General features: G+C 61.7%; 21 protein-coding genes and 1 tRNA gene. 13 read left to right on the forward strand and 9 right to left on the reverse strand.

All coding sequences use genetic code 11. From position 1 onward, the window contains the following. Positions 1-29: 29 nt before the first annotated feature. On the reverse strand, positions 30-437 hold the full coding sequence (locus tag HMPREF2581_RS00135) for a cupin domain-containing protein (protein WP_003084212.1): 408 nt from the start codon (positions 435-437) through the stop codon (positions 30-32). An 11-nt stretch (positions 438-448) separates the two neighbouring features. Then, complete coding sequence (locus tag HMPREF2581_RS00140) at positions 449-886, reverse strand: carboxymuconolactone decarboxylase family protein (RefSeq protein WP_003084211.1); 438 nt, start codon at positions 884-886, stop codon at positions 449-451. A 126-nt stretch (positions 887-1,012) separates the two neighbouring features. On the opposite strand from HMPREF2581_RS00140, the gene HMPREF2581_RS00145 reads away from it, so the two are divergent. Continuing rightward, on the forward strand, positions 1,013-2,434 hold the full coding sequence (locus HMPREF2581_RS00145) for a MocR-like pyridoxine biosynthesis transcription factor PdxR (protein WP_003137201.1): 1,422 nt from the start codon (positions 1,013-1,015) through the stop codon (positions 2,432-2,434). A 167-nt stretch (positions 2,435-2,601) separates the two neighbouring features. Here the strand turns inward: HMPREF2581_RS00145 and HMPREF2581_RS00150 are convergent, their stop codons facing one another. From HMPREF2581_RS00150 to gabD, 3 genes are all read right to left on the reverse strand, one after another. After that, positions 2,602-3,801, reverse strand: coding sequence for an HDOD domain-containing protein (locus tag HMPREF2581_RS00150; RefSeq protein ID WP_003084206.1), 1,200 nt, complete (start codon positions 3,799-3,801; stop codon positions 2,602-2,604). Between the two features lie 325 nt (positions 3,802-4,126). Then, positions 4,127-5,407, reverse strand: a complete 1,281-nt coding sequence (gene gabT / locus HMPREF2581_RS00155) for a 4-aminobutyrate--2-oxoglutarate transaminase (protein ID WP_003084201.1) — start codon at positions 5,405-5,407, stop codon at positions 4,127-4,129. Positions 5,408-5,651: 244 nt separating this feature from the next. Further along, entirely contained in the window at positions 5,652-7,103 is a 1,452-nt protein-coding gene (gene gabD / locus HMPREF2581_RS00160; RefSeq protein ID WP_003084198.1) for an NADP-dependent succinate-semialdehyde dehydrogenase, read from the reverse strand. A gap of 628 nt (positions 7,104-7,731) precedes the next feature. Between gabD and HMPREF2581_RS00170 the strand changes: the two genes are divergently transcribed. Further along, positions 7,732-7,808: transfer RNA gene (locus HMPREF2581_RS00170), tRNA-Arg, on the forward strand. Positions 7,809-7,995: 187 nt separating this feature from the next. On the opposite strand, the gene HMPREF2581_RS33770 is transcribed toward HMPREF2581_RS00170, so the two are convergent. Continuing rightward, entirely contained in the window at positions 7,996-8,217 is a 222-nt protein-coding gene (locus HMPREF2581_RS33770; RefSeq protein ID WP_023099074.1) for a helix-turn-helix domain-containing protein, read from the reverse strand. Between the two features lie 145 nt (positions 8,218-8,362). Between HMPREF2581_RS33770 and HMPREF2581_RS00180 the strand changes: the two genes are divergently transcribed. Both HMPREF2581_RS00180 and HMPREF2581_RS00185 read left to right on the forward strand, forming a co-directional pair. After that, positions 8,363-8,599, forward strand: a complete 237-nt coding sequence (locus tag HMPREF2581_RS00180) for a hypothetical protein (RefSeq protein WP_016254326.1) — start codon at positions 8,363-8,365, stop codon at positions 8,597-8,599. Beyond that, positions 8,592-9,101, forward strand: coding sequence for an Arm DNA-binding domain-containing protein (locus HMPREF2581_RS00185; protein ID WP_003137199.1), 510 nt, complete (start codon positions 8,592-8,594; stop codon positions 9,099-9,101). Before HMPREF2581_RS00180 ends, HMPREF2581_RS00185 begins: the two co-directional genes overlap by 8 nt. Here HMPREF2581_RS00185 and HMPREF2581_RS00190 read toward each other — a convergent pair. After that, entirely contained in the window at positions 9,038-10,990 is a 1,953-nt protein-coding gene (locus HMPREF2581_RS00190; RefSeq protein ID WP_223720393.1) for an STY4851/ECs_5259 family protein, read from the reverse strand. The two genes, HMPREF2581_RS00185 and HMPREF2581_RS00190, sit on opposite strands and share 64 nt — an antisense overlap. Positions 10,991-11,303: 313 nt before the next feature. On the opposite strand from HMPREF2581_RS00190, the gene HMPREF2581_RS00195 reads away from it, so the two are divergent. The 9 genes from HMPREF2581_RS00195 (at position 11,304) to HMPREF2581_RS31445 (ending at position 18,880) form a co-directional block, all read left to right on the forward strand. After that, positions 11,304-11,924: a helix-turn-helix domain-containing protein gene (locus HMPREF2581_RS00195; protein WP_016254329.1), complete on the forward strand. Its 621-nt coding sequence runs from the start codon at positions 11,304-11,306 to the stop codon at positions 11,922-11,924. Between the two features lie 29 nt (positions 11,925-11,953). Continuing rightward, the gene (locus HMPREF2581_RS00200) at positions 11,954-12,781 is read left to right on the forward strand and encodes a zinc-ribbon domain-containing protein (protein WP_016254330.1); all 828 of its coding nucleotides are present in this window, start codon (positions 11,954-11,956) and stop codon (positions 12,779-12,781) included. 25 nt (positions 12,782-12,806) lie between these two features. After that, positions 12,807-12,950, forward strand: coding sequence for a hypothetical protein (locus tag HMPREF2581_RS33110; protein WP_016254331.1), 144 nt, complete (start codon positions 12,807-12,809; stop codon positions 12,948-12,950). Between the two features lie 149 nt (positions 12,951-13,099). Next, positions 13,100-13,870 carry a YaaW family protein gene (locus HMPREF2581_RS00205; protein ID WP_003137196.1) on the forward strand — a complete coding sequence of 257 codons (771 nt, stop codon included), beginning with the start codon at positions 13,100-13,102 and terminating at the stop codon, positions 13,868-13,870. After that, a complete protein-coding gene (locus HMPREF2581_RS00210; protein ID WP_003137195.1) occupies positions 13,863-14,816 on the forward strand; it encodes a hypothetical protein in 954 nt (317 codons plus the stop codon). The genes HMPREF2581_RS00205 and HMPREF2581_RS00210 overlap by 8 nt, the downstream gene beginning before the upstream one ends. A gap of 248 nt (positions 14,817-15,064) precedes the next feature. Beyond that, positions 15,065-16,093, forward strand: coding sequence for a radical SAM family protein (locus HMPREF2581_RS00215; protein WP_016254333.1), 1,029 nt, complete (start codon positions 15,065-15,067; stop codon positions 16,091-16,093). Then, the gene (locus HMPREF2581_RS00220) at positions 16,090-16,956 is read left to right on the forward strand and encodes a histidinol-phosphatase (RefSeq protein ID WP_003137191.1); all 867 of its coding nucleotides are present in this window, start codon (positions 16,090-16,092) and stop codon (positions 16,954-16,956) included. Before HMPREF2581_RS00215 ends, HMPREF2581_RS00220 begins: the two co-directional genes overlap by 4 nt. A gap of 5 nt (positions 16,957-16,961) precedes the next feature. After that, positions 16,962-18,083, forward strand: coding sequence for a hypothetical protein (locus HMPREF2581_RS00225; RefSeq protein ID WP_003137189.1), 1,122 nt, complete (start codon positions 16,962-16,964; stop codon positions 18,081-18,083). A 62-nt stretch (positions 18,084-18,145) separates the two neighbouring features. Continuing rightward, the gene (locus HMPREF2581_RS31445) at positions 18,146-18,880 is read left to right on the forward strand and encodes a glycosyltransferase family 32 protein (protein ID WP_071535558.1); all 735 of its coding nucleotides are present in this window, start codon (positions 18,146-18,148) and stop codon (positions 18,878-18,880) included. Here HMPREF2581_RS31445 and HMPREF2581_RS00230 read toward each other — a convergent pair. Together HMPREF2581_RS00230 and HMPREF2581_RS33390 are read right to left on the reverse strand one after the other, a co-directional pair. Next, entirely contained in the window at positions 18,835-20,364 is a 1,530-nt protein-coding gene (locus HMPREF2581_RS00230; protein WP_016254336.1) for a glycosyltransferase family 9 protein, read from the reverse strand. The genes HMPREF2581_RS31445 and HMPREF2581_RS00230 overlap by 46 nt on opposite strands. Before the next feature lie 242 nt (positions 20,365-20,606). Then, positions 20,607-21,073 (reverse strand): hypothetical protein (locus HMPREF2581_RS33390; RefSeq protein WP_049264935.1); only part of this gene is annotated, 467 nt, incomplete at its 5' end.

A 21,073-nucleotide genomic window follows, 5' to 3' on the forward strand; every position in this document is an offset into this window, starting at 1 on the left:
GACGCTCCTCCGGACGAACGAGCGACGCCTCAGTGGGCGCCGCGCTCCAGTGGCTTGAGGATCGGGTCGCCCTCCTTGAGCAACTCCCAGACCAGCAACTTGGCCGGCTTCATCGGATCGGGATTGCGTGCCAGCAGGTGCGGCACGTTCGCCGGCTCGTACCAGCTCTGGCCCACCGTGTAGGTTTCCACCGGGCCGCCTTCCAGTTGCGTCTGCACGGTGCCTTCGAGCACGTAGACGAACACCGAGCCGGGATGCACATGGGGCGCGGAGACCTGGCCGGGCTTGAACGACACCGTCAGCATCAACCCACGATGGCCGGGAATCTCGGCCAGGGCCTGGTCGCGCAAGGTTTCCACCTTCTCCGCAGCATGGGCGCTGGCCAGCGTCGGCAGCGCGGCGAGCAGCAGGCAGGCGATCGATCGATTGGCCTTCATCGCCGCCCACCTCACTCCGGTTGCATGCCCATGCCGACGCCGAAGCGGTTCCAGGCGTTGATGGCCGAGACCGCCAGGGTCAGTTCGGCGATCTCCTTGTCGTCGAAGTGCTCGCGCAGTTCGTCGAGCAGGCCGTGCGGCAACGGACCCTGACTGAGGCGGGCGAGTTGCTCGGTCCAGGCCAGGGCGGCGCGCTCGCGCGGGGTGAAGTAGGGGGTTTCCTGCCAGACGCAGAGCGCTTGCAGACGCTGCTCGGTCTCGCCGGCCTTGCGCGCGTCGTTGGCATGCATGTTCACGCAGTAAGCGCAACCGTTGATCTGCGAAGTACGCAGGTAGACCAGTTCGATCAACGGGCGCTCCAGGCCGGCCTTGGCCAGGGCCTTTTCCAGGCCGAGCATGGCGGCATAGGCGTCGGGGGAGGCTTTGGCCCATTCGAGGCGGGTGGTCATGGCGAATCTCCTTGGCTGATTGGCAGCCGCGAGAGTGGAAAGCGGCGCGGCATGGGGTAACACTAAGCCTGCCTTTGGCTTCCACGAAGAGCCAATTACCAGAAATACCAGGTAGCCAATTTCGCCATGGAACTGCAACTGATCCTCGACGGCCGCCACGACCTGGTCGGCCAGCTCTATCGCCAGCTGCGCGACGCGATCCTCCACGGTCGCCTGGCCACCGGCGATCGCCTGCCAGCCACGCGCTACCTCGCCGAACGCCTGGAAGTGTCGCGCAAGACCGTCAGCGAAGCCTACGAGCGCCTCACCAGCGAGGGCTTCCTCGAAGGCCGGGTCGGCAGCGGCACCTTCGTCGCCCGCGGGCCCGCCGGGGAAGCGCCGCCGCAGCGCGCCGACGGTCCGTTGCGGCCGGCCGCGCGCTGGGCACGCATCGAACCGCAGTCCGGTCTGATGGACCAGCGAGCACCGCTCCGCTACAGCTTCGCCGGCGGCACGACCGACAAGCGCCGCTTTCCCTTCGATACCTGGCGTACCTGCGTGCTCCAGGCGCTACGCCTGCAACAGCGCTCGCCGGCGTTCTACAAGGAAACCGAAGGCGACCCCGAACTGCGCCTGGCGATCTCCCGCTACCTGGCGATCAACCGCGCCGTGCAGTGCGACTGGAACGCCCTGATGGTCACCCAGGGCGCCCAGCAGGGACTCGACCTGCTGGCCCGGGTGATGCTCGACCCCGGCGACCTGGCGGTGGTCGAGGAACCCGGTTATCCGCCGGCCCGCGCCAGCCTGCTGGCCACCGGCGCCGAGGTACGCGGAGTGCCGGTGGACGCCGAGGGGCTGCGCGTCGACCTGCTGCCGGACAACGCCAAGCTGGTCTACGTCACCCCGTCGCACCAGTTCCCGCTGGGCATGCCGATGAGCCTCGAGCGGCGCCTGCAGTTGCTGGACTGGGCGCAGCGCCACCGGGCGCTGATCATCGAGGACGACTACGACAGCGAGTACCGCTTCGACGGGCGTTCGCTGGAGTCGCTGCGCAGCCTCGACCGGAACGGCCAGGTGGCCTACCTCGGGACCTTTTCCAAGACCCTCTTCCCCGAGCTGCGCCTCGGCTACCTGCTGCCGCCGGCGAGCCTGCGCGAAGCGGTGCTGGCGGCGCGCAAGCTGGTCGACCGGCACAGCGAGACCTTGCAGCAACGCGCCCTCGCGCTGTTCATCCAGCGCGGCGACTTCGCCCGCCATACGCGCCGCCTGCAACGCGAATACGCCCAGCGTCGCCGGCGCCTGCTGGAACGCCTGCACGGCGACCTGAGCCCCTGGCTCGAAGCGCTGCCGGCGGTGGCCGGGATCCACCTCGCGGCGCGCTGTCGCGAACCGCTGGATGTGCTGCGCATCGCCCGTCATTTGCGCCAGCAAGGCCTGGAGGTCGGCACCCTGCCGCCCTTCTACGCGGAAACCCCGGCACAGGCCGGCTTCCTCTTCGGCTTCGGCTGCATCGAACGGGACGACATCGACCCGGCGTTGGACCTGTTGCGCGCCGAGCTGCGGCGCTAGGCGCGCTCCCGCCCATCCACGGCCGACAACTCGGCGGCGTGCGTAGGAGCCGATCTCCCCGGCAAGAGGCTCGATTGCAACCGCGCCCATGCCCAGCGGCGCATGACGCGCCGCGTTATCCGCCCTATGGGAGGCGCCGCCCCTTGCAAAGGCCCGGCGAGGACGGCTCAGGGCTGCAGCAGTTTCGCCAGTCGTTCGCCGTCCAGGCCGAGCATGCGGGCAGCCTTGCTCTCGGCCAGTTGCTCCGCGTCGTCCTCGGGCAGGCTGGCGGCCTGGGTCGCCAGGCTGAGGATCAGCTCTTCGCGGGAAAGCACGCCACCGAACTGGTACGCCGCAGCGATCAGCCGGCGCAGCTCCAGCGGCAGCCGCCAACGCGCCCGCAGGGCCGAGCCGAAGCTGGCGCCGAAACGCCCCAGCAGCTCGTCGAGCCGCGCCTCGTCCAGCGCGCCGCCGCCATCGCACCAATCCTGCAATGTCCGCAGCAGCGCCAGGTCGCCCAGGCGATGCAGCAGCCCTGCGGTATAGCAGCGCTCGACGTCCGCGCCGAGGGCGTCGGCCAGTTCCCAGGCGATGTCCGCGCAACGTTGCGAAAGATCCCAGAAGTGCATGGCGCGCTCGGCCAGCAGCGGCTCGCCGAGCTGGATGGCCCGCTGCAGACTGAAACCGAGCACCAGGTTCAGGCTGTGCCCGAGTCCCAGCCGCCGCAGGGCCTGGCCCAGGGTCTGGCAGGCCGGACCGACGTGCCGGGCGGCGCTGTTGGCGGCGGCGATCAGGCCAGCGGTGATCTGCGGGTCGCGACCGAACTCATCCTCCAGCACGCGCAGCGGATGCTCCTCGGCGCTCAGGCAACGATCGCTGGCGGCACGCACGTCGGCCAGCAACGGCGCCCCCTCCGCGGAGTCGCGCGCGCGTTCGAGGAAAGCCTCCAGGTTCTCGCCCGCGTCCCGCTCCGGCAGCGGACAGGCGACCACTTCGTCGCCCTTCAGCAACAACCCTCGCAGGCGTTGCATCAGGTTCTCGGCCTGGAACGGCTTCACCAGGTAGGCGGTCGGCGCCAGTGCCACGGCGGCGCGCACGCTGGCCTGGTCGGCGCGGTCGCTGATCAGGATGAACGGCTGCTCGGCGACCGAGCGGCGCAGGCGCGCTTCGCGCAGCAGCTCGAAGCCATCCACCTGCGGCAGGTTCAGCTCGGCCAGGATCAACGCGAAGCGCCGGCGCCGGCAATGCGCCAGCGCTTCCCCGCCATCGCCGCAGAGGACCAGCCGGGCATCGCAACGCACGCCGAGGACCAGTTGGCCAAGCAAGTCGCGACTCCAGGGGTCCGGGTCGGCAATCAGGATGACGGGGGCCTTTTTCGCGGCACTCATGGCGTTCCTCTTCGAACCTGGCGAACCGAGCGGGACGCACCAGGCATGACAGGCGGGCACGACACGGCCCGCGGGCACACAAGGGTATGACGGACGAACACGGTGCGCCTCTAGGACCTGTCCTAATCGCCACGAACGGAACGACCGGAGGAATGCGGGAGGATTCGTATGCGCCAGGCGCCCAAGGGTAACAGGGGAAAACCGTTCGTCGGGCGTTTCGCGGAAAACCCTGGCAGAAAAAAGAGGCTTCCGTTTCCGTGAAGCCTCTGAAAGAAAGGCCCGCGCGGACGCGCGGGCCTCGGGGGTATCGCTTTGCCGGTGAAGCTTAAGCGAGTTCGTCGAAGCACTCGGCCAGGATGGCCAGGCCCTTCTCCAGTTGCGCGTCGGGGATGGTGACGGGCATGAGGAAGCGGATGACGTTGTAGTAGGTGCCGCAGGAGAGCAGGATCAGGCCCTTCTCGCGCGCACGGACGACGATCTTGCTGACCAGCTCGGCGGCCGGCTTGTGGGTATCGCCGCCCTCGAACAGCTCGATGGCCACCATCGAACCCAGGCCACGAACGTCGCCGATCACCTTGTGCTTGGCCTGGATCTCGCGCAGGCCGGCCTTGAGGCGCTCGCCGAGGGCTTGCGAACGTTCCAGCAGCTTCTCTTCCTCGAACACCTTCAGCACGGCCAGTGCCGCGGCGCAGGCGATCGGGCTGCCGGCATAGGTGCCGCCCAGGCCGCCGGGCGCGATGGCGTCCATGATCTCGGCCTTGCCGGCCACGCCGGAGATCGGGAAGCCGCCGCCGACCGACTTGGCGAAGGTGGTCAGGTCAGGAACGATGCCCAGTTGCTCGGTAGCGAAGAAGGTGCCGGTACGGCCGGCGCCGGTCTGCACTTCGTCGGCGATCAGCAGGATGCCGTGCTGGTCGCACAGGGCACGCAGGCGCTGCATGAAGGACTTGGAGTTGACGTAGAAGCCACCCTCGCCCTGCACCGGCTCGATGATGATCGCGGCGATGTCCTGGGGCTGGGCATCGTTCTTGAAGATGCGCTCGATGCTGGCGATGGAGTCGTCCTCGCTCACGCCGTGCAGCTCGCAGGGCGCCAGGGCGCGGAAGATGCCGCCCGGCATCAGGCCCATGCCGGCGGAGTACGGGACCACCTTGCCGGTCAGGCCCAGGGTCATCATGGTGCGGCCGTGGTACGCGCCGGTGAAGGCGATCACGCCAGCGCGGCCGGTGGCGGCGCGGGCGATCTTGACGGCGTTCTCCACGGCTTCGGAGCCGGAGGTGACCAGCAGGGTCTTCTTCGGGAAGTCGCCCGGCACGCGCTTGGCGATTTCCTCGGCCAGCTCGATGTAGGGTTCGTAGGCCAGCACCTGGAAGCAGGTGTGGGACAGCTTGCCCAGTTGCTCCTGGACCGCGGCGATCACCTTCGGATGCAGGTGGCCGGTGTTCAGCACGGCGATGCCGCCGGCGAAGTCGATGTACTCGCGGCCTTCCACGTCCCAGACGGTGGAGTTCTCGGCGCGCTCGGCGACGACCGGGTGGATCTGGCCCACGCCGCGGGGTACCGCGGCCTGGCGACGCTTCAGCAGGGATTCGTTGGTCTTGCTCATGGCTTCCTCAGTGGCCGCTCATCGGGTCGGCCGGGTCAAAGGATGAAGGCGGGAAGGAAGCTCCCCAAGGCAGCATGCGATGATCGACTGCCTCGGGACTTGCAGGCCCGCCAGGGCTCGGAGCCGCTTCGCGATCGGCGACCGCGACTCCCGGTTCGTCCGGTGCCACCACCGGCAACGTCGACACCGGACGGCGCAGCTCTTGCCTGCCGTCCGGCCCCTCCGGATGCGTTTCTCGCCGGACTCAGATACCGCCCAGGCAGAGGTACTTGATCTCGAGGTAGTCCTCGATCCCGTACTTGGAGCCTTCGCGGCCCAGGCCCGAGGCCTTGATGCCGCCGAACGGCGCCACTTCGTTGGAGATCAGGCCGGTGTTGATGCCGACCATGCCGTACTCCAGTTGCTCGGCGACGCGGAACACGCGGGCCAGGTCGCGGGCGTAGAAGTAGGACGCCAGGCCGAACTCGGTGTCGTTGGACATGGCGATGACCTCGGCCTCGTCCTTGAAGCGGAACACCGGCGCCAGCGGGCCGAAGGTCTCGTCCTTGGACACCAGGGCGTTCTTCGGCACGTCGACCAGGATGGTCGGCTCGAAGAAGGTGCCGCCGAGGGCGTGCGGCTTGCCGCCGGAAACCACCTTGGCGCCCTTGGAGACCGCGTCGGCGATGTGTTCCTCGACCTTGGTCACGGCCTTGGCGTCGATCAGCGGACCGGTGGTCACGCCGGCTTCCAGGCCGTTGCCGATGTTCAGCTTGGCCACGGCGGCCTTCAGCTTGTCGACGAAGGCGTCGTACACGCCGTCCTGCACGTACAGGCGGTTGGCGCAGACGCAGGTCTGGCCGTTGTTGCGGTACTTGGAAATCAGCGCGCCCTCGACGGCGGCGTCCAGGTCGGCGTCGTCGAACACGATGAACGGCGCGTTGCCGCCCAGCTCCAGGGACACCTTCTTGATGTCCTGGGCGCACTCGGCCATCAGTTGGCGGCCGATTTCGGTGGAACCGGTGAAGGTCAGCTTGCGCACGATCGGGTTGCTGGTCAGCTCGCCGCCGACTTCGCCGGCGCTACCGGTGACCACGCTGAACACGCCCTTCGGAATGCCGGCGCGCTCTGCCAGCTCGGCCAGGGCCAGGGCGGAATACGGGGTCTGCGAAGCAGGCTTGAGCACCATGGTGCAGCCGGCGGCCAGGGCCGGGCCGGCCTTGCGGGTGATCATCGCCGAGGGGAAGTTCCACGGCGTGATGGCCGCGGTCACACCGATCGGCTGCTTGATCACGATGATGCGCTTGTCCGGCTGGTGGCCGGGAATGGTGTCGCCGTAGATGCGCTTGGCTTCTTCGCCGAACCATTCGAGGAAGGAGGCGGCGTAGGCGATCTCGCCCTTGGCCTCGGCCAGCGGCTTGCCCTGCTCGATGGTCATCAGGCGGGCCAGGTCGTCCTGGTTCTCGATCATCAGGTCGAACCAGCGGCGCAGCTTGTTGGCGCGCTCCTTGGCGGTCAGCGCACGCCAGGCCGGCAGGGCCTTGTCGGCAGCCTCGATGGCGCGGCGGGTCTCGGCGGCGCCCATCTTCGGCACGCTGCCGATGATCTCGCCGGTGGCCGGGTTGTTCACCTTGATGGTCTGGCCGTTGTCGGCATCCACCCAGGCGCCATCGACGTAGGCTTGTTGACGGAACAGCTTGGCATCTTTGAGTTGCATGACCTGTCTCCTTCGAGGAATGCCGTGAGCAGCGGGTCTACCTCGACTACCCCGCGTGCCTGGTTGTCTGGTTCGGTTGTAACCGGAAAGTGTTGCCTGCTGGTTATTCGAAAGGGCCAGCGCCCCGGTGTTCCATTTCCTGCGCCCTGTGCCAGCGGCGTCGCCGTTACCGGCCGGCCACCGTGCGCAACGGGCGGACGCGGACGAACGCGACCGCCGACAGGCGTCGGGGAGGATACGAAAGACTCGTGCGGGAAAGGGATTGCGGACGAAACGCCACGCCGGCACCACGGCGGCCCGGCAGCGCGAAAGGCCGGACGAGCGACGGGCAGGTCAGAAAGAGGTCATTCCAGGGGCACGCGGCCGGCTGAACTGATGCCAATTCCCCGGTCTCCTGTTGTTGTGGCTTTGGGGGCGTTTGAAATCTCAAACGAATCCTAGGGCCACCACTGACAAAGGGCAATACCCGTTCGATAAAATCAACGAAAGTCGGAAAATTCTGCTGCTTTGCTGAGCACATCCTCGACGGACGGTCGTTTTCGTTCGAAATCACGAACGTACGCACATGGAATGGACTCCCGCCGACGAGATGCGTATGATTGCGGCCTGCCGCGCGAGCCGCGGCGCTGCATCCGTAGCTCAGCTGGATAGAGTACTGCCCTCCGAAGGCAGGGGTCGTGGGTTCGAATCCCGCCGGATGCGCCATATAAGACAAGGGCTTAGGTGAAAACCTAGGCCCTTTGTTTTTTCATGTGGCCAAAATGTGGCCAAAATGTGCCCCAGCAACGGATGCGCCGCAGCAGGGCACGCTGAATTTGATCACTGCCCTCAATTAGATGACACCAATTGACGCAAAGGGCGATGTAGTCCGGTCCGGCAGGCATCACTCGGGCTAATTCGCCACTCGCTTGAGCAAATCGCTCAACTCACATTCCAGGTAGTCACACAGCAAATCGATGTGATCCGTCGAAGTGTTGTAGCCCGGAGTGTTCGCTATACGCGATAGCGTCGCTCTGGAGATACCGGTTGCATCGCTCACCTCCTGCAACGTGATCCTCCGCTTATCCCTGTAAGACTTTTCGTCCAGCTGCTGCTTGAACATCACTCGAATCATGTGGAAGGCCTGGACCTGGTAGATCACTCATTCTGCATTCGACTCAAATTTGAGTCAAAAACAGCTTGAAAGTCTCATACGCCTCATTAATATCACTTTCGATCCAAACAGCTCATATTTGATTCATTTGAATCCGGAGAGAGTGATGAACGAAATCTATCTGACGACCGACGAGCTGTCTCAGCGCATCAAATACGATGCGCGGACCATCCGTAATTGCCTGAAGGACTCTGTGCTGCTGGAAGGTATCCATTACTTCCGCCCCTTTGGCGGTCGAAAAATCCTGTTCATCTGGGAAGCTGTAGAACGGGACATGGTCAAGTTCTCGCGTGAAAACGGCTTTGGCATCCCGATGGCGAATGGGGGGATCTGCCGTGGGTAAGATTGTTGCCCGTAAAGAGACCGGAAATCTGTTCTTCGATTTCCGTTACCTGGGCAAGCGCTGCCGTGAGCAGACGGCCCTTCCCGACACCCCGACCAACCGGAAGAAACTGGAGAAGATCCTCGAGCGCATCGAGGCCGAAATCACTCTCGGCACCTTCGATTACAACGAGTATTTCCCGCAGAGCGGCCGTGCCGACGAGCTAAGCCGGCTCAAAGCTGGCATCTCGAGACTGAAGGTGCCGCAATTCAAAGACTTCGCCCAACTCTGGTTCGACGAAAAAAAGATGGAATGGCGCGATAGCCACACCAATACCGTACGCCTCACGCTCGAGAAATATCTGCTGCCAACGTTTGGCAAACAAGAGGTCAGCGCCATCACCAAGGCAGACATCCTGGCTTTCCGCTCGGCACTCGGCAAAGTTCCCGGGCAGAAAGGTCAGAGTCTGACAGCGACGCGAATCAACCACATCAGATTGTTGCGCTGCAGCGTGACGCCATAACCGGGGAAAGGCAGCGTGAGCCTATGTTCGCCGTCGGGCCACTGCATGCAGAGCGGAACTGAAGTTGCAGGCCGAGCGCTCGTGCTTTTCAGCCTGAGGACCAGGTTTGTCCCATCATGACGGCTGTCCAGCTCGATCTCTTCGTTCTCACAACGGACTGGTACGTCGGGCCAGTTGTCGAGCCGGATGGTTCCTTCGAGGGTGCTTGCCGCTGGAACATAGGTAATGGAAGCTCCCTCCGGAAGGAGTACGGCGCGGGTGCTCAGTAGGCGCTGGCCATCCTTGCGCCAGATCAGTCGGCATAGTCCTGGTGCCTGTGCCTCACCGAGTGGGAGCTCCTTGGAATGACTGCGAACAAAAAGTTCATGGGACGGCGCGTAACTGGAATGCCCCAGCCCCTGATCGACTCGAAGGTGTGGCGTACCGCGGAACAGCAGGCCCGGCACAGAGAGCGCCTCTAGGCTATTACCTTGCCAATAGGCTTCCGGGCGGTGCGTAGCACTGGCGCTGATGGTGACAATGAACGCTTGTCCGCGATAGGCGAGCCTCGTTTTGCCGGCCGGAAGCTCCATCAGCATCTGCCCATCAGCAAGGCAGTCGTGAAGTTCACGGGTCTCGCCTTCCTCAGCCAATACGATGGTTCTTGCCGGCATGACCGCCAGTGCGGACAGCCCCTTCACCAGAGCATCGCCTTGCGCAATCAGACGAGCAAAGGGATAAGTATTTTCGAAGATCAACGGTTCGTCGTGGCTTAACGCTTCGCCGCCGGGCAGGTTGGCGATGTGCAAAGTGGCGCCCCAGCGACTGACTATCAGCTGCGCAGCTTCGTGCACAGTTTGAATGGAGGGCAGCGGTCTGGCGATAAGCTGATACTCGTCATCCCTGAGCAATGCTTCGCCGACCAGGTGCTCTCGCTCGCCGATGCGCAGCAGCAGTTGGAAGTGCGGCGGCAGTCGATCAGCAGCCAACCCCAGTGACTCGGCAACTTGATCTCGCTTGGCTTGTGCCTGCATGGCAAAGGACAGCTCGTAGACGGGCATGGAGCCGTCGGAGCTGAAGCGCAGGCCACGCTGAATCTGGAAAGGGGGGCGCCTGGACTGGGGCGTGATGCTGACTGTGACCCGGACCAGGCCCTTGATGAGGCTGGCTGCTGCCTGACTGTCGAGTGCGATGGGAAAGAGCTCTTCCCACTGAGGGCATTCTTCCTGCAGCTTGGCGATCGGATCTTGGGTACCCTTCAGAGCATAGGTCCTGCGGATATGCAGGACCGCCTTGATCAGGTTGTCCAGCAGCTCATAGACCGGTGCTTGCTGATAGCATGCGGGCAAAAGAGCAGCCTGGGCTTCGATAGCCTGACGCAGTTGCTCATCGTGCAGGTCGTAGTCCACCGCCTGTAGGGTGACCATGCGCAGCAGGCCGGATAGCCCGCCCTGCGCCGACTCGACCAGGCGCATCGGCAGGCCGCCATTCACCGCGACCAGGCCGATGAAACGTTTGCCTTCATTCTTGATGGCGGTTTGCAGACACCATTGGCGACGCCCTTCAATGACCAGCTTGCGAGTCTTCTCATGTGACAAGCCCCGCTGGCCTGCCGCCTCGCACAGCGGCCCCCAGCGCCATGCGCCACCTGAATATTCTCGCTTCCACCACTCGGCGGCAAACAGTAGCCAAGCCTGAGGGTAGCTGGGACTTACTTGCTGTCCTCCGGGAAGATTCTGCAAAAGCTGGCGCAGTGCCCTGAACTCTTCTGAAGAGGTCTTATAGGCAAAAAGGGGACGACCATCTGGCTTTTGCAGTCCACGCCTGGATAGAAAATCTGAGATCCATCGGGCAAGCGGCACACATAATTCCCTTTTTGTGAACGACTGAGCTGCCTCTAGGGCAATCATCGGATCGTGTCTTTTTTTCAATCTCAAAACAAGGCAGCTGATCTTGCCCGGACGCTCTGGCTCTCAAGCGGATTGGCAGACGCGTGCTAATCAAATGATGAGCAGCCACCGTTGAGCAAGGCAGCTGCCAAACCACCGAGATCGCTTTGGGTCTTTTCACATTGGACAGACCAACAGGGTCAATGAGGATGCATAGGGAGTGGAGTGCTTGTGCTCCATTTTCATTGGTGTTTGGAGTGTATGCGCTCCACTCTTGTTTGTAATGGCGATTTGCCACGCTTAATCTTCCGTCATCGCAACACGGAAGATTGCCATGGATAGAAACCTGCCAGATGGTCCGCCCAAGGCGCTGGGCCAGTACTTCAGCGATAACCTTTGCGCCGTGCTGGCCGTTGCCGGCAAGCCGCGCGATAACGGCACTGCAGGGCCAATCACGGCAACCCGCATACAGCGCGAAACAGGTGTTGCCCGCAGCACCCTCCGGGCATTGAAGTCACAGCGTGGCGAAGTTGCAGCTAATCCAGACCTCGACACGCTTGATCGAATCGCCGATGTCCTTGGTGTTCCTCCGGCTTTCCTACTTATGCGCCCCCAGGACTGGGTTGCCTTGGCCAACGCCATGGGCAGCATCAACGATTACCTGGCTGCTGCTGTGAAACTGCATAACGACGGCCAGTTGGACTTCGGCAGCCCGGTCGAAAAGGTGTTGCGCGAATGTAAGGTTCACCCCGATGCCCGCCCGATGGGGGTTGGCTCCTCTCCAGAGATCAAGCGCGCAACCGCGAGGGATGAATGGCGCCGCCTCGCCTGCCTCAAGCTCAATGCCTTGATGCTCCGCCCAGTCCATGCCGCCCAGCCTCGCGTTGCGCTGGCCGCAGTAGCTGGTGCGCTAGTGAGCCGGGGCACTCCACACGACCCGAACATCGGCGACTAGTTCATCGAACATTCAAGAGGAATCGCAGTATGTCAATCATTCATGACGCCGACCTGGCTGGCGTGCTGATGAGCGCTAGCGCTGACGATATTAGGCTGCTGATCGACGTCATCACCGACAGCGGTAAGGGGCGGATCTCGTTGTCCTCAGCGATTTGCCGCCAACTGACCGCGGCGAAGGAGGGTGAAGTCGGCGACTACGAGCGCGCATTGGTCGCCGAAGAGCTCACGCGGTTTGGCGGCAACTCGCTGATGAACCTGTTCCGGGGCGGCAGCGGCGTGTCTTATGTAGAACTGCTGAGCGATGTTGCTTCTCACGTGGGTGTCTCGAAGGCCGGGACGGGCGATTGCGCGCAGATGGAAATGGCCATCATCGCCAAGGTGGTCGAGCAGTCGATTGGTCGCATGAGCGAGGAAGACAAAGAAACCTTCTTTGAGTCGATGGGGGCCAGCTACCGGCCGGGAATGGGCGCGGCTGCCCTGGCAGCGCTGATCACCAGCCTGAGTGCCAGCTCGACTGCCTACCGGCTTGCCGCGGTAGTGGCCAGCGCAACGATGAGCAGCCTGGTCGGCCGGGGCGTCGCGTTTGCCGGGGGCGCTGCCATGGGCAGGGGATTGGCGGTGCTCTCAGGGCCCGTCGGCTGGGCAATTACCGGCATCTGGACGGCCTTCGAGTTGGCCAGCCCGGCCTACCGGGTGACGGTGCCATGCGTCATCCAGATTGGCCACATGCGCCAGAAAATGCTGCTCAAGGAGGGGTGCCCTGAATGCCACGCGTCGACTCCCGCTGGCAGTAAGTTTTGTAGCAGTTGCGGCGCACGGCTTGCGAGTCGCTTACCTCATTCCATTCACGATTAGTGTCCCCGACCCGAAGGAGTCTCTCATGAACCCTACGATCTCCCCGTTGGAGTTCTTGCTCACCAACGTCATCTGTTTCGCCGCGGGTGCTGTCGTGGTTGTCGCGCTGCAGTTGGCGGGCAAAGCGGCATATGCCACTGGGAAGCGCAGCTCAAATGCTCATGCGTGATGTACAGATGATGTGTACCAGGTGAGCAGAGAAAACGATAAAGGATTAACTATGTCCGGTAATGAGCATGCGAGCCGACTGGCCGCGCTGACCCATAGAGCGGGGCTGATCAGTCAGGACGCTTGCCAGCAGAACAAGGAGTCGCTGTAGTGACCAGCATCGATATCAGCAATACCCGCCAGCTTCTGGAGCGTGCCAGCAATGATGATCTGGAACCTCTGGTGGAGTACATCCTCAAGGCCAATACCGAGTCGCTGTCGAAGCAAGTGGACTTCAAGCGCAGCCACCCGGAACACCGCCGCTATGCCAGTTCGATCCTTGATGAGCTGCGATTGTTCGGCGGGAACAGCTTCGTCAACCTGTGGCGTAAGAGCGGGCCTTCCTACACCGAGGTGGTCCGGGATGTTGCCAGCAAGCTTAAGGTCAAGGGGGCTGGCTCAATGGAACTCATTGAACTGGAGGAGGCGATGGTGCAGTCGATCCTCCGTCAGGCGTTGGAGAAGTCGTCGGGCGAGGATCGCCGCGAGCTGGAAGTGATTCTGCGCGAGGCGGGGCTCGACAAGACCAAGATGACGGCTCTGCTGAATGGTTCGGCACTGAGTGGGCTGGTAGTGCCGACCGTAGCACGGCTAATCCTCTATCGCACTTCGACGGTGATCGTGAACTCGATGGCTCAGCAGCTGCTTGGGCACGGGCTGCGCAGTGCGGTGGTTGCTGGGGGAACCTTCGCTGGCGGTCGTGCCGTCGCCGCGCTAGCCGGGCCGGTCGGCTGGGTGATAGCCGGTATCTGGACCGCCGTGGATCTGGCCGGCCCAGCCTACCGGGTCACCATCCCTTGCGTGTTGCAAATCGCCATGCTGCGTCTCAAGGCTCGTGCCGAGGCCGCGACTGATTTCATGAATGGAGCTTTCGATGGCTGAGCTAAATGTGATCTTCGATGTGCCGGAGGCGATTGCCGAGGGGCTGAAAAACGGTGTTTATGAACGTATCGGTGGCGTCATCCGCAGGGTGGCTGACAAGCAGATCGTGATGTGGCTGCAGGAAGGTGTGCTGCTGGAACGCGATACTGCCGAACAGTTGCTCAAACAGGGGGCCGAGCATGTCCAGTTGCTGCGTCAGCAGGCTGAGCAACTGCAAATGCTCGGTGTGCAACAGCAGTTGATCATGGGGCTGGAGGTGGCCAATCTGGCGGTCAGTGTCGCGGGCTTTGCGCTAACGCTGTACAAGCTGCAGGGTATCGAGAACCAGCTTAGACACATGGATGGCAAGCTCGACGACATCCGGCAGGGTGTCGAGTGGCTAGATGTCAGGCAGATGATCAGCCGGCTGGCTCCTTTACATGCAGCCCTGCAGCATGTACGCGAGGCCGGGCTGTATCGTAATGCCGCGATGATGCAGCAGCAGCTCGGTATTGCTAACAGCCAGCTCGCAGAGAGCCAAAGTTACTTTGGTGGGCTATTGCAGCATGTGAGTGAGCGTTCGTTTGAGTATCTGCAGCCCGGCGAGTTTGCGGCCGCTTACCGGGGTTGGGTGATGTCTGCGCAGGGGCGGTTGCAGGTGCTGGCTCGTTTGGGGGAAATGGATCTGGCTGCGCATCTCGCCAATGAGTTCAAGGAACGTCATGCCGGGTTCGGTCAGCGGCTGCAGCAAAGCCTGAAAAATCCGGCGCTGCGCCTAATGGCGGGTCAGCAAGGCGAAACCAATCATGCTCGCTTGCTTAGCATTGCTGAGCAGGCCGTCGGTGCACACGAGATCATCCGCGGTAACGTTATGCAGCTGGAGTTCATGCGCGATGAGCAATTGGATCTGCCAATTCTGAATAGTCCGGCCGGGTATCAAGGATTGGCGTTCTGCCGAGTGGGCTGATTGGCTCGCGATAGATACGACGCAATTTGCGGAATACCCGGAGCAGTCTGCGTTAAGAGCACCGGATACTGAACCGCCTCATTCATCTGCACTCGGTGCAGATCCAGCAATTGCAGGTCAACGTCCCGTACTGGGGCTGACCTGCATCCCCCTTTGCATACGGAGCGCGGGCTTGCATGGCCAGCGTTACGTTTCCTTTAGGACATTTGCCCGCGTTGTTGGCGCGAGGCATTACAGAGTCATCGGACATGGATCTCCAAGGTCATCTTCTCTACATCGACATCACCCAGATATGCGGAATCGGCTGTGCCTTTTGTATGTACGCCGACAAGCACAAGGCGGGCATCAGCATGGAGCTATCAACGTTGGCGCGGGAAAACCTCGCTAGGTTGATCAATGCCCCGGAGGTCAAGCGCATCTCCATCAGCGGCGAAGGCGAGCCGCTCAACAACGTCAAAGTGTTCCACGAGATCCTCGGGTTGTCCGAAGGTGGCAAGTGCTTCGAGTTCATCACTAGTGGGTTCTACCCACACGACAAGATGGCGGACTTCTACGACACCACCAACCGCATCGTCTTGGGCAATGGCGACGTCTGCAACATCCGCCTGAGTGCCGACAGTCACCACATTGAGCAAGTCAAATGGCGGGCCCATGGCTTCAGTCTGGACTACCTGCGGAGCCGGTGCCCGTCCGGTCTGAGTTTCTCGTTCCGCTCGATCGACACGGATCGCGACTTCACTCGCGAGTATCTGAAGTCCGAACTGGCCCGCTGGGGGGTTGAGGCAACCATCGAGCCGCGAAGTGTGCTGGAAGACGTGCTGGTCGCGGGCGGTGAGTGCTTCGGCATCGACTACAAGAACCTGGTACATCCCGCTCCTGGAACCGCACCGGGTTATCTGGACATGCTGGGCTACATCGAGGCGATCGAGTCTAAGGTCAACAAACGCTTCACCTTCGGAAGCCTGAACAAACCGCCGCAGGCCAACGGTTTGGATGTCACGGTGAAGCCGAACGGCGACGTATACCTATATGGCATCGAGAACCAGCGCCTGGGCAACATTCACTTTGACCGGGTCGATTGGCAACGGCTAGTTGCGCACGTGCGGGAGACACCATTGACCCGAGCACTCTATACGCAACCCTTGACTGAGTTGCTGGCGCGCCTGGAGAAGACGGACCTGCTGCGTTCAATCATTGCCAAGGCGAACAACCCCTACTGGCTGGTGAAGGAGCTGGCAGGTCATGCCGGGTTGCTCGAACAGTGGGAGGCTGCATGATCGACTCACACAGCCACACCTTTTATTCGAAGCATGCGACCGGCACCGTCGATGAATTGGTTCGCGCCTCGATCGCCGCCGGCGTGACCATCCTAACCCTCACCGACCACGCGCCGTTCCCCGTGGATACCGACAATCGTCTGCTCGCGTCCGAACTTGATCGCTATTTCGCCGACATCGAGCGGGCGCGGAATAGCTACCAGGAGCAGATCACCATCCTGTGCGGCCTGGAGCTCGACTACATGCCAGGCACCGACGCCTTCAATCGCGAGCTGCTTACTTGTTACCCGATGGACTTCGTAATCGGCTCAATTCATTACGTGGAAGTTCCAGACGAAACCATGGTGAAGGTCTGGGAGCTGCCGCGCCTGGCCGGACAGGCGTTCCTGGACCGCTACTTCGCAAATCTCGAAGGTCTGCTAGACAGCGGACTGTTTGATGCCGTAGGGCACGCCGACACCTTGCTGCGTGGCGTGCCGGAAGACATCTTCCTGCGCCGTTTCGAACCTTTGCTGGCGCCGCTCGCCCGAAGCGGTATTGCATTCGAGCTCAATGCCTCAGGTCTTCGAAAGTCGAGTCTGGATCCTGCAACGGGGAGGGAGGTTCAGGGCTTTTGGTCTTATCCGTCTCGAGAGTTGGTGGCTCAGCTTATCGCGCACGAAGTGCCCTTCACGGTTGGGTCCGATACCCATGACCCGAGTGACGCCGGTGCAGGCATTGCCGAGCTGCTCACGGCCCTGCAGCCTTTGGGGCTGCAGCGCATTAGTTACTACGAGAGGCGCCGACGAATTGATGTCGCCCTCGACACCCTGGCGCTACCAGGTGCACCAGCAACTTTGACAGAAGGACTTGAACGGCCTTGAACATGATGACCCCCGGAAAATCACTGCCCTGGTCTGAGGTGCTTACGAGGCCGGTTGATGTCCAATTGACGATGTTTCGTCAGGCTTCCGCTCAGCCCTGTGCTGATGATGTGAAGACAGGTTTCCGTGCGTTCTCTGCCGACCTGTTCGCACGCGGACTGATCAGCATGGCCGAGTATGTTTCGATTTTCGGCGGTACTGTCCTGCACTGCCTGACACCCGCCGAGTCGGGGCTGTTCCGAGACATGGATACGGGTGCCGATGCCTCGGCGCTGGCCGGGGTCTACAGCCGTGCCAAATACGGCAGTGTGGGTGACATCCAATATCTCGCTCGACAACTCATCGATTACCTCTGCGGCGAGCTGGATAGGCCGGACTCGCAGTGGTCGTGCCTTTTCCGGAATGCCAAGGCCTGTGGTGACAATGTGGTGATGATGACCACCGGTTGGCGCAACGTGCCGTCAACGGCGAACGTGCTCTATGAGATCGTGGTCGAAGAGGTCAACGTCAAACTAGCGCATATGGCGTTGCCCACCATCATCAACGTCAAGCTGCCTAGAATTGCGCCACCTTGTGAGGACTACGCAAACCTCAGCACCGAGGAGCGCGAGCGCGTCAATCTGGTCCAGGATCACGTCATTCCGGCTGAAAATTTCTATCGTTGGAGCGGTGTGCATGTGATCTTCGGCGACGATGTGTTGGTTACCGGATCTACTGCCGACAAAGTGCTTTATGAGTCCATGCGTAGCGGTGCAAAGTCGTTCCGCGCAATCTATCCGGTGGCGATCGATCCCCGAGTGGCCCTGGGCGATGCCTCGGTCGAGGATCGGCTGAATAGTGTGGTGGTCGAGCAACGGCTGGACGATACCGTTGCGGAGCTGTTGTCTGCGCGGGACTACCAACCTATCTTGCGCACCCTGCGCCTGCTGTTCGGGGAGGGCAACCGAGAATCGCTCGCCGCCTTCCTGCCGAAGGTGCCTGCGCCGACCTGGCTGCGCCTGTACAAGTCTGCCTTGGGTAACGAGTTTCTAGGTCAGCCGCAATGTGCTCCTTCCTTGGTGTTGCTGAGGGAGTACCTGACAAATGCCGGGTTGCTAAGTACCAATGGCAGGGCGATTCACCCGTGAACAGCTGCCTTCATGGTTCCGTTCGATATGTGAGCTATTGGGAAAATCCCCCTGGGCAGGTCATGCCAGCCTATGTCGCGCTGGCATTGGTCTCGATGCGTAGAGCCCTGGGTGAGCGCTTTCTATTGCTTACACCGGGAACGGTCCTGGACCTGATCGACCCACGAATCCTTGGTAAAGCATGGGCCTTTGAGCCATTGCCATTCACTCTGGCAAAGGGAATTGAGGCCATAGTTGCCAAGAGCGACTTCATCCGCATGGCCTTCGTCCATCGACATGGAGGCGCATGGGTAGATGCGGACACACTGTTCTTGCGCGACCCAACCAGCGCGCTGTTTCCGGCAGGTCTCAGTCATAAGCTGCATTGGCATAGTGAATGTATTTTTGCGTCCCAACCGGGAAACCCCCTGCTTGCCCGGGCGTTGGCTACTGGGTTGGAAGGAGGTGCCCATTGCTGGGGTAATCCTGGGCGTATCAAGGACATCGTGGCGCAATCTGCTGACGAGCTGGTGCCTATTGCCGGAGATGTCGTCGACCCCGGCTACCGTCCACGGTACAACTTCGCAAGCTGTGAGGTGATGCGTCGCCAGGATGTGAGCGTTGCAGATTTTCTGGTGACAGATGCAACCATGCTCAAGCTTTACAACACCTACTTTCGGCGTACGGCTAGGCGTATGGAGTCTGTTGAAGAGTTTCTCTCTGGCGGTACCTTGCTAGCCAAACTATTCCTGCACATCGAAGCTGACCCTGGCTATTGGCTGGGGGAAAGCGAGCGGCTGATAGAAGCCGTTTGTTGATCTGGGCGTGCCAGTGTTACGGCGCTTGCGCGTAGATGAACCTGGCACTCACGGACCTCGCTCAGGTTTAACTGCCGGGCGATCACCTCATGAACAGTCGGTGTGCAGCGGTGAGGGGATCCGTGGGCAACGTACAACCATGCGGGCACTCGCGTTGGTAACGGGCCGAACTCGAGCTCAATTCGCACCAAGTCGAATACTTCAGTCGTCCGTCCGCTCGGGGTCCAGGCGAGCGGAGCGGTGCGATGGTCGGGCTGCGTCACTTCTAGAGGACATTCGAGCTCCAAATTTATGGTCCCGGGGTGACAGTCGGCTACCTCGGGGAAGTCCTGGCTGATCAGGGGCAACTGTCGAGCGAGGGTTCCATTCGCGGCACCCAGGCCAGGCACTTTCCGCGCTCTGATCGAATGGAGTTGTTCAGTTTCGGGTGTAGTAGCCAACAACTCGTGAAGGTTGTCCAACAGAGCCTCGAGCGAGAATGCATTCATGTCCTTTTTGCCGGTGCGCCGAATTTGGCCAGGGTGTTGCTGGCTATAGACGACACGGGTCAACGGAGAGGGTGGGGGCAGCCACGGGTTGGCTTGTCCATCTACGTCTGGGTAGATTGCCACCAGCCTTGTTTCTAGGCCGACCGCCATGTGTACGATGGCCGTGTCGACACTGACCACGACCTGAGCGCAGCGGATGTACCCGGCGACATCCTTGGGGGATGCCAGTCCGTGGACGACGTGCACGTTGCTTCGAGCCACCGCGACTTCCATGCGCAGCGCATCCTCTTGGGTCGCGGGGCTGCACAGGATGCCGACAGACCGGGTTGGATAAGCATCGGCGATGGCGTGTAGCAAGCTCACGGATCGGTCGAAGGCCAAGCATTTGTCTGGGCGGCTGGCGTAGGGGTTGAGTAGGATTTTCGGGGCGAGGGTGGGGTTCGGCATCGTGTCAGGAAGGGGGACGATGTACTTCCTATCGACCATACTTGCACCCAAGTCCATGAGTACACGTCGGTAGCGCTCGGCCATGTCGAGACCAGCAGTTGTTTCACCGAACTTGCGATTGACGCAGCGTAAACGGTCATCGAGTGAGTACACGCGGGTCGGACGCAGCAGTCGCAAAAACAGGATCTCCGCAGGCTGGATCCTTCCTACCAGATGCACCACGACATCGACCTGTCCAAGCTGCTGCGCCAAGCGGCGAAGTTCGAGTACTCCAGGATTGGCGTTCGTGATCACGACCTGATCCACACCAAAGTCCTGCGTGTGCGCCTGGGCAAGCTCTACGACCGTCAGCACGGTCACCCGGGCATTGAGTCTGCGAGCCTCACGAAAGAAGAAAGACGAAACGATCGAGTCGCCCAATTTGGCATCCCAACGGGGGACAAGAATGTGCAGGCTTTCTTTCGTGCTTCTGGGCTTTGGCAGCCTGTCTGCCAGAAGACGAAATGCCGCGCGCGCGACTACTCGGCGAAAATCCCGTAGGAATGACATGTTGCTCAGATGCTCGGTTTCTATGAGGGCTGGGACGAGAAAGCCTGGCTTCTTGTGGCTGCAAGCCACTCCACCACAGCAGCGGCAGCTTTGGGTCGAGTACCACGGCTAGAGCCGGGCTTTTGGGCGCATGCCCCTTTGCAGGTTGCCGGGCTGGTGGAGTCATATAGTGGCCTACCACGAGACTGTCTGGAACGGATGGACCACTACGTTTACATGCTTCGGGTAATGGGGCTGTCTCGTCAGCAATGATTCTGAGCGCGCAGCACGCGAAGCAGATGCTCCACGATTCTCCCGGCGGAGATATTCAGGTCCGTATTCTTACCGTCAGAGGTATGCGTCCCATACTCGCTATAGAAGGAGTCTTGCAGACACAGCATTTCCGGGAGTCGTGCTCGGGTCGGTGTACATGGCGCTGTAAGCGACAACAGAATGCACAGGATAACCTTCTCGCGCAAAGTGCCTCGTGGACGGTGGTCGCCGAACCTGGCCATGGCCTCGAACAGCTTATGTAGGAAGCAGGACAGGTGGAAAAGCTCATCCTCGCTCAAGGCATTCCGTCGGCTGACGGAGACGCTGACATTGCAGTTGAAGCGCGCATCCCTGCTTATGGGCGGTAGCATTTGCCCAGGGCTTAGGAACTCGTTGACGGCTTCGAGTACGTCGGCTTGCAGACTGTAGTGGTCAACCCATCCCGGACAGTGGGTTG

This window comes from Pseudomonas sp. HMSC057H01 (genome assembly GCF_001836405.1).
In the GTDB taxonomy this organism is placed as follows: domain Bacteria; phylum Pseudomonadota; class Gammaproteobacteria; order Pseudomonadales; family Pseudomonadaceae; genus Pseudomonas; species Pseudomonas aeruginosa.

Coding starts and splice junctions, on each gene's coding strand:
- HMPREF2581_RS00150 (WP_003084206.1), bottom strand. CDS start 3,801: ATGAGTGCCGCGAAAAAGGCCCCCGTCATCCTGATTGCCGACCCGGAC.
- HMPREF2581_RS00145 (WP_003137201.1), top strand. CDS start 1,013: ATGGAACTGCAACTGATCCTCGACGGCCGCCACGACCTGGTCGGCCAG.
- HMPREF2581_RS00225 (WP_003137189.1), top strand. CDS start 16,962: ATGACCCCCGGAAAATCACTGCCCTGGTCTGAGGTGCTTACGAGGCCG.
- HMPREF2581_RS00210 (WP_003137195.1), top strand. CDS start 13,863: ATGGCTGAGCTAAATGTGATCTTCGATGTGCCGGAGGCGATTGCCGAG.
- HMPREF2581_RS00140 (WP_003084211.1), bottom strand. CDS start 886: ATGACCACCCGCCTCGAATGGGCCAAAGCCTCCCCCGACGCCTATGCC.
- HMPREF2581_RS00215 (WP_016254333.1), top strand. CDS start 15,065: ATGGATCTCCAAGGTCATCTTCTCTACATCGACATCACCCAGATATGC.
- HMPREF2581_RS00200 (WP_016254330.1), top strand. CDS start 11,954: ATGTCAATCATTCATGACGCCGACCTGGCTGGCGTGCTGATGAGCGCT.
- HMPREF2581_RS33110 (WP_016254331.1), top strand. CDS start 12,807: ATGAACCCTACGATCTCCCCGTTGGAGTTCTTGCTCACCAACGTCATC.
- HMPREF2581_RS00135 (WP_003084212.1), bottom strand. CDS start 437: ATGAAGGCCAATCGATCGATCGCCTGCCTGCTGCTCGCCGCGCTGCCG.
- HMPREF2581_RS00195 (WP_016254329.1), top strand. CDS start 11,304: ATGGATAGAAACCTGCCAGATGGTCCGCCCAAGGCGCTGGGCCAGTAC.
- HMPREF2581_RS31445 (WP_071535558.1), top strand. CDS start 18,146: ATGCCAGCCTATGTCGCGCTGGCATTGGTCTCGATGCGTAGAGCCCTG.
- gabT (WP_003084201.1), bottom strand. CDS start 5,407: ATGAGCAAGACCAACGAATCCCTGCTGAAGCGTCGCCAGGCCGCGGTA.
- gabD (WP_003084198.1), bottom strand. CDS start 7,103: ATGCAACTCAAAGATGCCAAGCTGTTCCGTCAACAAGCCTACGTCGAT.
- HMPREF2581_RS00180 (WP_016254326.1), top strand. CDS start 8,363: ATGAACGAAATCTATCTGACGACCGACGAGCTGTCTCAGCGCATCAAA.
- HMPREF2581_RS00220 (WP_003137191.1), top strand. CDS start 16,090: ATGATCGACTCACACAGCCACACCTTTTATTCGAAGCATGCGACCGGC.
- HMPREF2581_RS00230 (WP_016254336.1), bottom strand. CDS start 20,364: ATGTCATTCCTACGGGATTTTCGCCGAGTAGTCGCGCGCGCGGCATTT.
- HMPREF2581_RS33770 (WP_023099074.1), bottom strand. CDS start 8,217: ATGATTCGAGTGATGTTCAAGCAGCAGCTGGACGAAAAGTCTTACAGG.
- HMPREF2581_RS00190 (WP_223720393.1), bottom strand. CDS start 10,990: ATGATTGCCCTAGAGGCAGCTCAGTCGTTCACAAAAAGGGAATTATGT.